The following is a 15,188-nucleotide window of genomic DNA, read 5'->3' as shown; positions in this document are numbered from 1 at the left end:
ATAAGATTAAGAACATTTTTTGATTTTTTAAGTGGTATAAGAAATTTAGCATCTTAATAATTTTGATAGATGTTTCTATAAACTTCTTGTTTCTTTAAAACATATGAAATGACTCTATACAAGCATTGTCATAGGGACAAATCTTTTGTCTAAAAAACTGAATTTTACAGTTGAACAAAAAAAAATAAATTCTTAATCTATTTTAATGAATTAAGAATTTATTTTATCGGTGTCCTGCTTACAACGGCTTCGTAAATATATAACTTTAGATTTTTCTAAAGATTTCTTTATGAATTTATATCCAGTATTAAAGTTATAATTATCATTAGTATATATTTTACAATAGGTATAGTTTATTAACTTTAATAATAAATATCTACAGATACTTTTTTCACTTCTTACTTGATATTCATTTAATCCTAAGTAATTTTTAAAATATTCTTTAGTGTAACTTAAAATAATAGAAATATTTTCTCTATCTTTTAAAGAATGAAAATAATCCTTTCTTCTTCTTTTTAACTTTTTGCCCTTGAAATACTATCTTCTCATTATTTAATAAAGCAAGTCCATTAGCTTCAAATCTTCTACTCACTTCTCTGCTTATGCTATCTGCAACTTCACAAGCTTCCTTTAAACTAGTATTTCTATTTCCGTTGCTATGAGCATCAGATCCAATAAAGCTATATATATTATTTTCTAAGAAAATCTCTGCTGTTTTCTTTACTTCTTTTCCAAATAATCCAGTAAGACTTCCTCCATTTAACTGAAATAAGTATCCTTCATCAATAAACTGATTTATTGTATCTGGGTTATTTATGAAATCAACATATCTTTCTGGATGAGCAATTACTGGAGTTATACCTTTTATTTTAAGTTCATATATTTCATCTATTACTTTTTGAAAATATATTTTATCCATAGGAAATTCTATTAGCATATATTTTGATTCTCCTAATGTCCCAATATCTCCCCTACTATAATTTTCTAGTATGTAATTATTAAAGAATACTTCTTGTCCTGGATAAATTTCAATATTTAAATTATTTTCCTTAGCTAACTTATTTAACTCTCTAACTTTATCTTTTACACTATTATAGTTTTCTGTCCAATATCCCTTAAAAAAGTGAGGAGTTGCTATTATTTTCTTAGTTCCTGATTCTTCTGCTCTTTTTAGCATTTCTAATGACATTTCTAAACTTTTTGACCCATCATCTATATTAGGTATTATATGTGAATGTATATCTATCATGATTTTCCTCCTTAAAATAAATACCTAAAAGGAAATATATTTTCCTCTATAAGGCTTAAATAATTTCCATTCTAATAATATAAATCATACTACTAATCTACTCTTAATTTTCTATTTTTCATATCAATATTTTACCATAATATAAAAACAAATAATATATTCCATATCCTTATATTTTGCTGAGAATATTATCCACATTAAAAAAGATAGCTGTATCAAAATTATATTCCAAGAAATTTAATTTTTAGAATATAATTAATACAGCTAACTTAATTTATAAACTTAATTTTTATTTTTGGTATTTAAAGATTCACTTTCTAAATTCATAGTTTTGATTTCTTCATATAGAGATTTTATTTCTTTATTTCTATACTTTAGTTCTTCTTCATAAAAAGAGTTTATCCTATAATTCAAAATCATTATTAAATTTAAAATAGATTCAGAAAAAGTAACTTCTTCAATCCCTTCTTTTTCTTCATCCTCACCATTTGCTAAATCACTTTTGATTTCATCATATATCTCTTTTATCTTATAATTTGATATATCGTATGATAAAGCTCTCTCTATATTTTTAAATCCCTTATCTTTTTCATCTATTGTCATATATAATAATGCTAAGATAATTTTAACCTCTATTAATTCATTTCTTCTTTTATCAATTTCTTCTAGTATCTCTATTGCTTTTAAATAATTTTTATCTTCTATTAAGTTTAATGAATCCATATATTTTTGACTTATAAGTCTAAATTCATTACTTTCTATGTCCTTGATAAATTCTGAAGCCTTATTATCTTCAAATGAAACTTTCAAACTCTCATTCCAATATTTTCTAGCTCCATAAAAATCACAATACATATATTTTATTATTCCTAAAATATTTAAAATATCTATATTTATATTTCCAGAGTCATAAATTTTTTCTAAGAGATTTTCTGCAAGTTTCAATTTTTTATTTAAGATTAAATCCAAAGCATTATTATAAATACCTTCTAAAGCTTGTTTATTATTTTTCATAAAAAATGCTCCCACTATTAATTAACAAAATCAAATAAAAAATCTGTAAGCTCTTCATCTAATTTCATAAGTGCCATTTTATCATTCTCTACTATTGCATCCTTCATGTCACTCATAATTTCTTGAAGCTTTTCTCTATCAGCACTTGGTAACATAGGAATTTTTCTTTCTGCTAACTTAAAGTTAGGTTCTACTAATTTAAATAAATTAGCTGATTTCCAGGGTACAAGCTCATTAATATTCTCATTACTTGAAACTACCTCCTTAAGATCCTCAATCTCTTCTTTTGAAAGACCTTTAGTAGACATTATTTTAGAAATTTCATCTCCAGTAGAAAGAATTTCTGCTGAAACATTTAAGATTCCGTTTAAATCATAGGTAAAGGTAATATCTATTTTTTCTTTACCAGTATCAGCCTTTGGTATTCCTGATAATATAAATTCATCTATTAATGTATTATCACTAACATATCTACTTTCACCCTCATAAACACTTATCAATACTTCTGTCTGATTATCCATAACAGTACAATATCTCTTTGTTGCATTTAAAGGTAATTTTGAATCTCTATTAATTATAGGATCAAATATACCTCCCTTTAACGCTACTCCTAAAGTATAGTTACATGTATCAGTAACTATTATTGTACCTAACTCTCCAACTTTAATATCATTTTTAATAGCAGCTTGTACTGAAGCACCTAAAGCCACAGCCTCATCTGGATTTACTCCCTTTGCTATTTTGCCTTTAAATCTTTTTTCAAGCATATTTCTTACATAAGGTATTCTACTAGAACCACCAACTAATAATACCGTGTCTATTTCATTATCAGTAATATTTGCATCCTCTAAAGCCTCATTTACTATATTCTCAGTTGATTCTATTATTTCTTTAACATTAAATTCAAACTCTTCCCTAGTTAATACCATTTCTAAGTTTATTGGATTATTATCTTTGTCAGCACTAATATAAGGCAATACTATTTCAGCCATCTTAGATGTTGATAATGTTTTTTTAGCTTCCTCTACTCCTTCTTTAAGTCTAGCCAAAACTCTACTATCTGATATATCTAATTTTATACCTGTTGATTTATTAAATTCATTTACCACATAATCTATTAACTTATTATCAATATCTTTTCCACCTAAATAATTATTTCCTCTACTTACCTTTACATCTAAAACTCCATTAAACATTTCTAGTATAGTTACATCAAAGGTTCCTCCTCCAAAGTCATAAACTAAAATATTTCCGTTTTTATCTAGGTTATCTACTCCATAAGCCATAGCTGCTGCAGTAGGTTCATTTATTATTCTTTCTACTTTAAAGCCAGCTATTTCACCAGCATTTTTTGTAGCTTTTCTTTGTATATCATTAAAATTTGCTGGAACAGTTATTACAGCTTCTTCTACTTCTTCCCCTAAAAAATATTCAGCTACTTCTTTTAATTTTTTTAAAATTAGTGCTGAAATTTCTTCTGGTCTGTATTCTTTTCCTTGTACTTGTATAACATTTTCTGTTCCCATCATTCTCTTTACCTCAGCAACTGTTAATTCAGGCTTTAATAAAATTTGATTTTTAGCTTTCTTTCCAACTTTTATTTCATCTCCTTCTATAGAAACTACCGATGGAATTGCATGATCCTCTCCCTCTTCTATATTTCTTATTATGCATGGCTTACCATCTTTTACATAAGCTATTTCTGAAGTTGTTGTCCCTAAATCAATTCCTATTATTCTTCCCATTCTATATCCCCCTTATTTTTAACTACTACTACTTGAGCTGTCCTATAAACTTTTCCCTTATATATATATCCAAACTTTAAAACCTCGTTTATCTCATAATCTTTTCTTTGGTCATTCCAAATAGTGCTAACACACTCATGTAAGCTTTCATCAAAAAAAGTTTCTTTTCCATCAATAAGAAGGATATCTACATTAACTATTAACTTTTTTACTGTGTTTAATAGATTATTCATAGCCTCATTTAATACTTCATTATTAGATTTCTGACTAAAATCATAAATATATTTTATATTATCCACTATATTAATTATGCTTTTAACTAACCTCTTTTCTCTTATTTCTAATTCTTTGTTTATCCTTTTACTTCTTAACTCCTCTTCCTCGCTCTTTTTACTTATATAAGTTTTAATTTCTTCAATACTACTAGATATTTTATAGACCTCTTCAATATATCCCTGATTCATATTTTCATTTTTGATGGCTATTTTTTTTATAGAATTTTTTAATTCTTTTAATCCTCTATCCTCTTCAAATAACTCTATATATTTTTTATCTTCACAAATACACTTTAAAGCCTCTTCATAATTCAAATCAGTACCCCCTTATTTTATTTATCTCTAAAACCACTTATTACTCTTCTAAATAAAATTTTTACGGGATTCCCCTCTTTCCTCTTAGAATAAAATTCCTTAGATACATTCTTTTCTTCTTTTATTTTCTGAACTTTACTATATAGTCCCAAAGCCTTATCAGTTAACTTTCTTGTTTCTAAGTACACATTTCTATAATCATTCTTTAACTTCCCAATTGATTTTACTAATTCATAATTTTCAAAGTTAAAGTTATTAAAAAAGTTTTTATTTATTCTTTCAAAATCCTTATTAAATTCAATATCATCATTTAGAAATTTACTTACAATATTGTAAAATATAACCTTTTTAAATTCTTCATTTATGCTTTTATCCTCGTAAAGTTTAGATAATTCCAAAAAAGTACGCCTTAATCTCATTATTTTTTCTAAGATTTCAATGTCCTTTTTTTCATCTATTAAAACTAAAGCTGTTGATGTTAGCCTAACTCCATTTTTAAAATGAAACTCCTTTAAAATCCTGTTTAATAAATTTAATATTGAAATTTTTACTTCTTCATAATTATCCTTTAAAGTAATTTCACTTAAAGCTTCACACCCCTTATTAAAATCATCCCTGCAATCTAATCTATCAGATAAATCTAAAAACTTAAGATATAGCTTATAATTCTGAGAATTTATATTTTTATTTTCTAACCCATCCTTTAAAACCTTAATAGCCTTTGTATAATCTCTTAATTCGCTTTCATTATAAATTTCAAATAACTTCAAATAAAAATCTACTTCTACATTTTTTAAATTTAAACTCTTTTTAAGAACACTCTCTAAATTTTTAAGGTCATAATTCTCTCCATAAGCATTTATTAAAAGCTTATAGTATTCTATATTATTAGGTTCTCTTATAACTAATTCTTTTAATATCTTAGAACTTTTTTTATAATTTTTTCCTCTCATTAGACATACAGCCAAATCTTTCTTCACCTTTGAATTATCAGGATATTTTTGCAGGACCTTTTCGAAATTTACAACTGCTAAATCATATTTTTCACTTTTAGCTAAATCAATACCTTCATTAAGGATATTTTTTATTTCAACATCAAAAGTTTCTAAAATATACTCATCTCTTTTAGCTTTATCTATTAAGGTTTCATAAGCATCTCTTATAACTCTATATTCCTTTGGAAACTTTTCTGGCGGATATTTTTTAGTCATATTAAAATAAGCATTTTTAACTTCATTATCAGAGGCATCTATCTGAATATTTAACTCTTTAAAATAATCTATCATATACATCCTCCTAAAATTAATTAACGATATATCTCTATACCATAACTTTATTTCAGTAAAACTAATAATATTCATTAGTAAGCCTATTTTATTTATAAATATTATTGATTATAAACATATTTTCACTTCTAGTTAAACTTTTTAATTTGACATAAATTTCATATATTAATAAAATGTTAATGAATTGTTTATTAATAATAAACTATAATTTTAAAACTATTTAGCTAAATTTTGGAGGTTTATATGTCACATAGACCTATTAACAATAAGATAAAACTTTTTTTTAGAACTCAAATAATATTAAGTTTTTTAGTTTTGGTAGGAACATTAATCTATATATTAGTAATACCATCAAATTTACCAGACTATTTATTATGGGCAATTGCCTTTTCATTTTGGATTTTTCAATGTGGAATTAGCCTATTGTTTGCATTTAAATATAGAGTTTCTAAAAACTCACTAACTACTATAAAGTTAGGCTTTATAGTAGTTGAAATCGTGCAAATTTTAACAAACTTATCAAGTAACCTATTTGGTATATTTAATCTTTCAATTTTTAAAATACTCTTATTAAAAAATCTTGAACTCATAATATTATCATTGCTAGTAATTTTAATGATTTATAAGCTTATAAAAAGTATGCTTAAATATAGTATTTTAAAGGATTATATTATTCGCGATTCATTTTTTACATTTATACCTTTTGCATTTATTATTTATAAAAATTCTAGATATTTTATATCATCTATTTCTTTCTTAAATGATTCAATATATAGTTTATTTTTAATAAATATAAATAGCTTAAGGATTTTTTTAGAAGGTTTTCTCATAATATTAATTTTTGTAAAAACCATTTATCTACAGACAGACAAAAAAAGTAGCTTTCTGTTATTAATAAACTTTTATATTTTAAATATTAATTGCTATATAATATCATATTTTAATACCAAGGCATTTCTTTTTCATTGTTTATATGAATGTATTAGTATTTACTTTATTTGTCCATTATTATTAATGTTTTCTATATACTATTCAATTATGGAACAAGACAAAGATCTAAATCAGGTTCTATTTGATGATTACTATATGAATATAAATGATTCATGGATAAGCATTACTATTGGAATTTTTCCCGTTTCCTTTGCTGCTATAGACATAACTGCATCTTCTATATCAACTAGGAATTTTAATGATGTAGAAAATGTAATAATTATACTTCTTATAATGCTTTTATTAGTCTCTAGGGATGTTCTATTAAGAAAAGATAATCTAAGATTAATTGAAAGTGTTAAGATGGCTAATGAAATAGATTTTTTAACTAATATGTATAGTAGAAATTACTTTTTAAAGAAACTTGAAACCATAAATACTTATTATGCACTTTTCTTTATAGATATAAAAAGCTTAAAAGATATTAATAATATTTTTGGACATGTTGTTGGTGATAAGGTGTTAGTGGAAGTGGCAAATAAATTTAAAGAACTAAAACTACTTCTAGGTAAAAATATTTTCTACTGTAGATATAGTGGAAATGAATTTGCATTAATATCTAGATTAGATCAAGTTGACCTTATATTAAAATTTTTTAGAGATTTTGAAAATATAAAGATTCAACATAACTCTGATTTAATACATGTAAATTTTAATATTGGTTACTCGTTAAATAATTCAAATACTAATTTAGATTTACTTATTCAACAAACAGATTATGCATTAATGAGAGCTAAGAAGCTTAAAGTTCCTAATAATTCTATACTTATGTATGATGATAATTTAAAAACTGATTTAGAACATATGAATATATTAAAAAAAGATTTTAAAAATGATCTTTTATCTGACAAACTTAATTTAGTCTTTCAACCTAAAATTTGCGTAAAGACATTAAAAATAGTTGGCTTCGAAACTCTACTACGTTGGAATCATGATAAACTAGGCGTAATTTCTCCATCTAAGTTTGTACCTATAGCTGAAAATTTAGGCGAAATTTCTTCTCTTGATTTATATGTTTTTAAAAAATCCTGTGAATTTCAAAAATACTTAATAGATAGAGGTATAAAATTAAAGTGTAGTATAAATTTATCCTTAAACACTTTAAAGTCCTACGAAAAAATTAATGAAATTCTAAATATTTATAAAGAGTATAAAATTCCTAAAAATTTAATAACAGCAGAAATATTAGAAAATGTATCACTAAATAATAATGCTAAAACAATCTCTTATATTAATCTGCTTAGAGAAAATGGAATTTGTATATCCATAGATGACTTTGGTACCGGATACTCATCTCTTAGCCAAATATCTAATCTATATTTTGATGAGTTAAAGATTCCAAGGGAGTTTGTAATTGATGCAAGAACCCCTAGTAAATTAGCTGTTATTGAAGCAATATCCTTATTATCAAAAAAATTAAATGTAACTTCAGTTATTGAAGGTGTAGAAAATTATGAGGACTTTAAACTCTTTAGTAACTTAGGATTTGATATTGTCCAAGGATATTATTTTTCTAAACCATTAACTAAATCTGAAATAATAGATTATATAAATGTTAATATTAATAATAAAATAATAAGTAGCTAAGTAAATTTTTTATATTTAAATAAAAAGAGGATATATAAAAACTATAATTTGGTAAAATTATTAATAAAACTCAGAATAAATAATCATTATAATTATTTTCTTTTAGTATATTACTTATAAATATTCATCTACTTATATTTATAAAAATACTACAATTTATTTATAATTATATTTAGGAGGTGTTGTGAATGGAAAATTTTGAATTAATGAATAGATCTAAAGATTTAGTACATTCTTTATATAATAGTATTTCTAAATCAAAAGCAAATAATTTTGATGATATTAAAGAAGTATTATTAAAAGTTTATACAAAACTAGATTTATCTGATAAGAAAAATATTCCTTTAATAAACAGATTAGTTAACTATATATATTTTACAGCTTACACAAAAAAACTAATTTTTTCATATAATGAAGAGAATATAATAAAAGAGCTATCTGAGATAGGTAAGTATTCCGGATTAAATGGTGTATATCGTTCAGACTATGGAGATAAATCTCAATTTTAATAAAAGAAGTGGTAATTAAATTTCATTATATAAAGTAAAAGTAGATAGTTTTGTTTTTACATAAAACTATCTACTTTTTAAAGTATATAATTTATTTATTTAAATACACAAAATGATTTTTTTTAACTTCTATTAATTGATCTTTTTCATGCTCCATAAGCAATTTACTATAATCAATACTATTTTTAAATTTATTATTACTATTATCTACTGTTAATATAGATGATAATAACTCTTTTGTATAAGGATGAATTGGATTGCTATATAACTCTTCTGTATCTGCAATTTCAACTATTTTCCCCTTGTAAATAACTGCTATTCTATCACTAATGTATCTTAACATTGATAAATCATGCGAAATAAATAAACATGTCAATTTCATTTTTTCTTTTAATTCTTTAAATAAATTTATTATTTGTCCTTGCATAGAAACATCAAGAGACGCTATTGGTTCATCTGCAATAATAAATTTAGGATTTGTCGATATTGCCCTTGCAATATTTACTCTTTGCCTCTGACCTCCTGAAAAATCATATGGATATTTATTTACATATTCTTTATCTAAACCTACCAAATCCAACATTTCATATACTTTTTTCATTCTACTATTTTTATCTTTATATTTTTTTTGAATTTTTAAAGGTTCTTCTATAATTTTTCCTATGGTCATTCTAGAATTTAAAGATGAAGTAGAGTCTTGAAATATAAATTTAATATCTTCACTTATAATTTTTTTCCCATTCTTCTTATTACTTATGTCTATTCCATCATATAATATTTTACCATCTGTTAATTCATTAATTCCTACTATACATTTACCTAATGTAGATTTTCCTGATCCTGATTCACCTACTAACCCTAATATTTCACCTTTATATATATTTATAGATACATCATCTAATGCTTTTATACACTTATTTCTACTTACTTTAAAATGCTTATTAACATTTATCACTTCTAAAAGTTTTTCTTTACACATTATTAACTACTATACTCCTATTAATAATTTAATTCTTCTCTTACTTTTTTTGCATTTGGATGAAGCATCCATGTTGCTGCATAATGGGTTTCAGTAACTTTAAACATAGGTGGTTCTTCAAAAAAATCTATATTTAATGGGGTTTTGTTTCTAAGAGCGAATGCATCTCCTTTAGGTGGATGTAGTAAATTAGGAGGAACTCCTTCTATACATTCTATAAAACTATTTTTTTTATTTGGTATTGATTTTAATAATGCTCTAGTGTAAGGATGTTTAGCATCTAATAATACTTCTTCCTTTTTTCCAATTTCAATTATTTTTCCTGCATACATAACAGCTACTCTGTCTGCTATATTTTGAACAACTCCTAAATCATGAGTTACTAAAATAATTGATATATTATTCTTAATTTGAATTGATTTAATAAGATTTAATATCTTTCGTTGAACTATTGCATCTAAAGCTGTTGTAGGCTCATCTGCTATTAATACCTTAGGATTATTTGCTAAACTAATTGCAATTACTACTCTTTGTAGCATTCCACCTGAAAACTCATAAGGATATTGATTATATCTAACATTAACATTATCAATTTCTACAAGCTCCATTAACTCTAAGACTCTCTTTTTAGCATCTACTTTACTTTTTTTATTATGAATTTTTACAGCCTCTAGTATTTGCTTTCCTATAGTTATTGTTGGATTTAAAGCTGACATTGGATTTTGAAATATCATAGATATCTCTTTTCCTCTTATTTTACTCATTTCTTTATCAGAAAGCTTACATAAATCATTTCCATTTAATAAAATTTCACCATTTTTTATATATCCATTCTTAGGTAATAACTTTAATAAACTTCTACATAAAGCTGATTTTCCACATCCTGATTCTCCAACTATAGTTAATATCTCACCTCTATTTAAATCAAATGATACATTCCTTACAGCTTTTACATCTCCATTATTAGTTTTAAAATTAACCTCCAAATTTTTTACTTTTAATATTTTATCCATCTAAATATTCTCCTAATAGCCCTTTATTACTTTTTTATTCTTATACTGATAAATATTATTCTATATTCCAATCTTGTACATTCCAGAATATTCCTACACCATGATGACCTAATGTAGTATCAGTTTTTATACCAGTTATATTACTTTTTGCTACATAAATTGCATCTATATATACAAGTAAAGTATATGGCATATCTTTTGTAAGCTCTTCTTGGAATTCTTTGTAATATTTTTGTCTTTCTCCATCAACATCAGTTTCTCTTGCCTTTTTTAATATTTCATCAATTTTAGTATTTGAGTAATATCCATAGTTAGCTCCTCCATCAGTTGTAAACACCTTGTATGTATGATCATCTGGATCAAATGGACTTCCCCATCCAATTAAATATGCATCTTGGTTTTCCCAATCAATATTTGATTTAATTGCAACTTTTACATTTGCTCCAACTTCTCTTAGTTGTTGTGCTGCAAATTTAGCTATATCTATTCTTTCCTGATCTCCTTCTGGACATACTAATTCAAAACTTAATTTTGTTCCATTCTTTTCATAAACATTTTCATTATCAAGTACCCATCCATTATCTTCAAGAATTTTTCTAGTCATCTCTGGATTGTACTCAAACTTTTCCATATTCTCATCATTGTATTTACCTTTTTGTAGTGGTGAATAAGCAACTTGTCCATATCCTAATAAAATATTCTTTACTATGGCTTTTCTATCGATAGCATAACTTAATGCATTAGGTAACTCTCTATTATTTTTAAATAGTGGTACATTAAAGTTATACATTATACCTCTGTAATCAGATGTATTCATTACATCTACATTAAACTTATCATTTTTATCAAATTTTGATATATCTTTTGGTGTAACTTGAGTTAAATCTAACTCTCCACTTTCTAATTGCATTACTCTAGCTTTTGAATCTTCTACTATCTTAAAAACAATGTTATTAATTTTAGGTTCTCCTTTAAAATAGTCTTCATTTCTTACTAATGATATACTTTGTCCCTCATCCCAGTTACTAAATTTATATGGTCCTGTACCTATTGGATGTCTGTTAAATTCTGCAGTTGATATATCTTCATTTTCTAATATATGCTTAGGTATTATTCCTACAGTTAAATAATCTAACAATGCAACATTTTCATTTTTCAAAATAAACTTTACAGTATTATCATTTACTACCTGAATTTCTTTAATATTTTCATAATTAGTTTTTATTTCTGAATTATTCTCAGGATTTTCTATTGTGTCAAAAGTAAACTTAACATCATTTGCAGTAAATGGCTTACCATCATGCCACTTTACATCTTTTCTTAAATTAAAAGTGTATGTTAAATTATCTTTATCATATTCCCAATTTTCAGCAAGACATGGAACAACATTATTATTTTCATCATGTGCAGTTAATCCATTAAATAAAAGTAAATTTATTTCTCCATGCTCATATAATGCTGGATTAATACTTGTATAATCATGACTTCCATAAACTAATGTTTTTTCATTCACATTAGTTTTTACTGTATTTACTTTGCCTCCACATCCTACTAATAAGGATAAACTTATTACTGCAGCAACTGCTTTTAACTTTTTAAATTTCATAGCTAACACTCCTTATAAATTATTATATTTTTTTATATTTTTTTTCCTTAAATAATCTCCTATATTAGCCAAGCAAATAAGAGTTACAACTAAAAATAACCCTGGAATTATAATTATCCACCAATAATTTGAAAGTAACGCTTGTTGAGATAAAGAAAGCATGCTTCCCCATGATACTGTTTCAACTGGTAACCCTATTCCTAAGAAACTTAATGTAGATTCAATAGCAATAGCACTTCCAATATTACTTACTATCATAAACATTATTGACGATATAAAATTAGGTAACAAATGTTGTCTTAATATGTATATATATCCCCCCCCCAATATTTTTGCTTCTGATATATAATCAGCATTCCTTATTTGCTTAACCTCACTTCTAACAACTTTTGATATATTCATCCAGCTAACCATTCCTATGGCAATAGAAATTCCTATGGCATTGTTTTTACCTATGATAACTTGCATAAATATAACAATTAGAATAGATGGTACACTGATTATTATGTCTATGGCTCTCATCATTATATAATCTACATGTTTAGATGACATTCCACTAATATAGCCATATATAACTCCTATAAATGTTGCTATTATAGTAGAAAAAGCACCTATAAATAATGATATCTTACCGCCATACCATATTTGTGAGAAAATATCTTTTCCCATTGAATCTGTACCAAAAAAAAATGTACTATTAGGTGCTATATTGCATTTTGTTAAATCCATATATTTAGGATCATACTTGCTTATAATATTGCAAGATAAACACCCAATAATTATTATTGTTAATATAATTGTTGAAATTATAGGAAATTCTTTAAGTTTATTAACTTTTTTATTATTTTCTTTTTTTAAATCTATATATAAATTCTTATCATTAACTATATAAAAATCATTATGCATTAAATTCAAAAACGATTCCTCCCTTATCTTCTATTCTTGGGTCTATTTTTGAATTAATTATCTTAACTAGTAAATTAGAAATTAATACAATCACTCCAGTAATAAGAGAAATTATCATAAGCATGTTATAATCATGATACTTAGCACTTTCAAAAGCTAATTTTCCTAAACCAGGATATGAAAAAACACTTTCAACTATATATGCTCCTGCTAAAATATGAGATATAAAAATAGCCATTGTTGACATAAAGGAAGGCATTATATTCCTTAAACATTGTTTATAAACTATTTGATATTTAGTTAATCCCTTTGCTTTAGCTAATAACACATATTCTTCTCCAAATTCCTCTAATAATTTATTTCTTACCATATAAGCGTAATACCATAAATGTCCTGTTACTAATACTACTATTGGTAATATTAAATGAGTAATTCTATCTCCTAAATCATTAGCTTTTCCTATACAATACGCTCCACCAGTTGGCAATATTTTTAAATTAACTGCAAATATTAAAATTAATATTATCGATATCCAAAAGGAAGGTATATATGTTGTAATATTTCCAATCATCATTATTATTTTATCTATAAGCTCATTTTCATGAATTGCACAATATATTCCTAAAAACAAAGCACCTATAAAAATTAACACATAAGATATTCCTACAAGTATTATTGTATTTTTATAAACTTCTTTTATAACATCAGTAACATTTCTTTTATACTTATAAGAAATTCCAAAGTCACCTTTTAAAATGCTTTTAACCCAAACTCCATACTGAACATAAATAGGTTTGTTTAATCCTAGTTTATCCATAGCTTTTTCCCTCTGTTCAAAACTCATTCTTTCAACAGAATCTCCATAATAAGATTTAAGTGGATCTCCTGGTGACATTCTAGACATATAAAATACAACTACAGATAATATAAATACTGTGGCTATAAATTGAAATATTCCTTTTAATGCAATCTTCATATAATGTCCCCCCAATTTGTATATTTTTCGACTTATAATGTCAATATTCTATTTATTCCAACAATATTAATAAAAATTCAACATTTTTTTAAAATTATTATCAATGGTCATTTTTAATAGTATCTAAAGATTATATAATTTATATATGGTTATCTTAAGTTGTTTTTCTCTATAAAATAATTTATATTTTATAGGAGGATATACATATGTTAGGAGTAGTTTTATTATATGTCGGAATAGTATTAATAAGTAACGGTATAGCAAGATTAACCAATGTAAATGATAAATCTGTTGCTGTTATGAATATTTTCACTGGTGGTTTATCAGTAATATGCAATATTATTGTTCTTATTCACGCTAAATTCACTGGAGACGTAATGGATTTTTATGCCGCTGCAACAGGGCTATTATTTGGATTTACATATCTTTATGTAGCTTGTAATACTATTTTCAAATTAGATACAAGACTTTATGGATGGTATAGTCTATTTGTGGCTATAAACTCTATTCCTTGTGGAATTTTAGCATTCAAACACTTTGGCGGTGATGATTGGAGAATGGGAATCATCTGGTTCCTATGGGGATTATTATGGCTAACAGGTTTCATTGAATGTGTACTTAAAAAACCACTTGGTAAATTTGTTGGATATCTAGGTGTATTTGAAGGTATAGTAACAGCTTGGATTCCTGGATTCTTAATGTTAATAAGCCTTTGGAATTAATGAAAAAATTTTTAAT

The 15,188-nt window shown here is 25.1% G+C and carries 13 protein-coding genes and 1 pseudogene; 3 read left to right on the top strand and 11 right to left on the bottom strand.

Annotation, left to right across the window (positions count from 1 at the left end; all coding sequences use genetic code 11):
* Positions 1 to 56: 56 nt before the first annotated feature.
* From Q1J60_RS13045 to Q1J60_RS09710, 6 genes and pseudogenes are all read right to left on the bottom strand, one after another.
* A pseudogene (locus Q1J60_RS13045) lies at positions 57 to 178 on the bottom strand (IS3-like element ISBce13 family transposase); the annotation flags it as partial.
* 297 nt (positions 179 to 475) lie between these two features.
* Positions 476 to 1,249 (bottom strand): tyrosine-protein phosphatase, encoded by a 774-nt coding sequence (locus Q1J60_RS09730; protein WP_300261416.1) that lies wholly within the window; start codon positions 1,247 to 1,249, stop codon positions 476 to 478.
* A gap of 282 nt (positions 1,250 to 1,531) precedes the next feature.
* A complete protein-coding gene (locus Q1J60_RS09725; protein ID WP_300261414.1) occupies positions 1,532 to 2,263 on the bottom strand; it encodes a tetratricopeptide repeat protein in 732 nt (243 codons plus the stop codon).
* Between the two features lie 17 nt (positions 2,264 to 2,280).
* Entirely contained in the window at positions 2,281 to 4,008 is a 1,728-nt protein-coding gene (locus Q1J60_RS09720; RefSeq protein WP_300261412.1) for an Hsp70 family protein, read from the bottom strand.
* Positions 3,996 to 4,598: a nucleotide exchange factor GrpE gene (grpE, locus tag Q1J60_RS09715; protein WP_300261410.1), complete on the bottom strand. Its 603-nt coding sequence runs from the start codon at positions 4,596 to 4,598 to the stop codon at positions 3,996 to 3,998. Before grpE ends, Q1J60_RS09720 begins: the two co-directional genes overlap by 13 nt.
* 17 nt (positions 4,599 to 4,615) lie before the next feature.
* On the bottom strand, positions 4,616 to 5,884 hold the full coding sequence (locus tag Q1J60_RS09710) for a J domain-containing protein (RefSeq protein WP_300261408.1): 1,269 nt from the start codon (positions 5,882 to 5,884) through the stop codon (positions 4,616 to 4,618).
* A gap of 1,086 nt (positions 5,885 to 6,970) precedes the next feature.
* Between Q1J60_RS09710 and Q1J60_RS09705 the strand changes: the two genes are divergently transcribed.
* Both Q1J60_RS09705 and Q1J60_RS09700 read left to right on the top strand, forming a co-directional pair.
* Positions 6,971 to 8,461 carry an EAL domain-containing protein gene (locus Q1J60_RS09705; protein WP_300261405.1) on the top strand — a complete coding sequence of 497 codons (1,491 nt, stop codon included), beginning with the start codon at positions 6,971 to 6,973 and terminating at the stop codon, positions 8,459 to 8,461.
* A 188-nt stretch (positions 8,462 to 8,649) separates the two neighbouring features.
* Entirely contained in the window at positions 8,650 to 8,970 is a 321-nt protein-coding gene (locus tag Q1J60_RS09700; RefSeq protein WP_300261404.1) for a bacteriocin immunity protein, read from the top strand.
* A 91-nt stretch (positions 8,971 to 9,061) separates the two neighbouring features.
* Here Q1J60_RS09700 and Q1J60_RS09695 read toward each other — a convergent pair whose 3' ends face one another.
* The 5 genes from Q1J60_RS09695 to Q1J60_RS09675 are packed head-to-tail and all read right to left on the bottom strand — an operon-like array spanning position 9,062 to position 14,450.
* Positions 9,062 to 9,949: an ATP-binding cassette domain-containing protein gene (locus Q1J60_RS09695; protein ID WP_300261401.1), complete on the bottom strand. Its 888-nt coding sequence runs from the start codon at positions 9,947 to 9,949 to the stop codon at positions 9,062 to 9,064.
* A 20-nt stretch (positions 9,950 to 9,969) separates the two neighbouring features.
* Positions 9,970 to 10,962 carry an ABC transporter ATP-binding protein gene (locus tag Q1J60_RS09690; RefSeq protein ID WP_300261398.1) on the bottom strand — a complete coding sequence of 331 codons (993 nt, stop codon included), beginning with the start codon at positions 10,960 to 10,962 and terminating at the stop codon, positions 9,970 to 9,972.
* Positions 10,963 to 11,017: 55 nt separating this feature from the next.
* Entirely contained in the window at positions 11,018 to 12,568 is a 1,551-nt protein-coding gene (locus Q1J60_RS09685) for an ABC transporter substrate-binding protein (protein WP_300261395.1), read from the bottom strand.
* A 12-nt stretch (positions 12,569 to 12,580) separates the two neighbouring features.
* Positions 12,581 to 13,474: an ABC transporter permease gene (locus Q1J60_RS09680; protein WP_300261421.1), complete on the bottom strand. Its 894-nt coding sequence runs from the start codon at positions 13,472 to 13,474 to the stop codon at positions 12,581 to 12,583.
* Positions 13,467 to 14,450, bottom strand: coding sequence for an ABC transporter permease (locus Q1J60_RS09675; RefSeq protein ID WP_300261392.1), 984 nt, complete (start codon positions 14,448 to 14,450; stop codon positions 13,467 to 13,469). Before Q1J60_RS09675 ends, Q1J60_RS09680 begins: the two co-directional genes overlap by 8 nt.
* Before the next feature lie 206 nt (positions 14,451 to 14,656).
* Between Q1J60_RS09675 and Q1J60_RS09670 the strand changes: the two genes are divergently transcribed.
* On the top strand, positions 14,657 to 15,172 hold the full coding sequence (locus Q1J60_RS09670; RefSeq protein WP_300261389.1) for an AmiS/UreI family transporter: 516 nt from the start codon (positions 14,657 to 14,659) through the stop codon (positions 15,170 to 15,172).
* The last annotated feature ends 16 nt before the right edge of the window (positions 15,173 to 15,188 follow it).

It is taken from the genome of Clostridium sp. (genome assembly GCF_029258205.1).
In the GTDB taxonomy this organism is placed as follows: domain Bacteria; phylum Bacillota; class Clostridia; order Clostridiales; family Clostridiaceae; genus Sarcina.
Note: the sequence above shows the minus strand (reverse complement) of the source record. Positions and strands in the feature narration are given on the sequence as shown.

Bases quoted from the DNA above. Each gene is read 5' to 3' on its own strand.
- Q1J60_RS09730 (WP_300261416.1), bottom strand. From the start codon at position 1,249: ATGATAGATATACATTCACATATAATACCTAATATAGATGATGGGTCA.
- Q1J60_RS09725 (WP_300261414.1), bottom strand. From the start codon at position 2,263: ATGAAAAATAATAAACAAGCTTTAGAAGGTATTTATAATAATGCTTTG.
- Q1J60_RS09720 (WP_300261412.1), bottom strand. From the start codon at position 4,008: ATGGGAAGAATAATAGGAATTGATTTAGGGACAACAACTTCAGAAATA.
- Q1J60_RS09710 (WP_300261408.1), bottom strand. From the start codon at position 5,884: ATGATAGATTATTTTAAAGAGTTAAATATTCAGATAGATGCCTCTGAT.
- Q1J60_RS09705 (WP_300261405.1), top strand. From the start codon at position 6,971: ATGAATATAAATGATTCATGGATAAGCATTACTATTGGAATTTTTCCC.
- Q1J60_RS09700 (WP_300261404.1), top strand. From the start codon at position 8,650: ATGGAAAATTTTGAATTAATGAATAGATCTAAAGATTTAGTACATTCT.
- Q1J60_RS09695 (WP_300261401.1), bottom strand. From the start codon at position 9,949: ATGTGTAAAGAAAAACTTTTAGAAGTGATAAATGTTAATAAGCATTTT.
- Q1J60_RS09690 (WP_300261398.1), bottom strand. From the start codon at position 10,962: ATGGATAAAATATTAAAAGTAAAAAATTTGGAGGTTAATTTTAAAACT.
- Q1J60_RS09685 (WP_300261395.1), bottom strand. From the start codon at position 12,568: ATGAAATTTAAAAAGTTAAAAGCAGTTGCTGCAGTAATAAGTTTATCC.
- Q1J60_RS09680 (WP_300261421.1), bottom strand. From the start codon at position 13,474: ATGCATAATGATTTTTATATAGTTAATGATAAGAATTTATATATAGAT.
- Q1J60_RS09675 (WP_300261392.1), bottom strand. From the start codon at position 14,450: ATGAAGATTGCATTAAAAGGAATATTTCAATTTATAGCCACAGTATTT.
- Q1J60_RS09670 (WP_300261389.1), top strand. From the start codon at position 14,657: ATGTTAGGAGTAGTTTTATTATATGTCGGAATAGTATTAATAAGTAAC.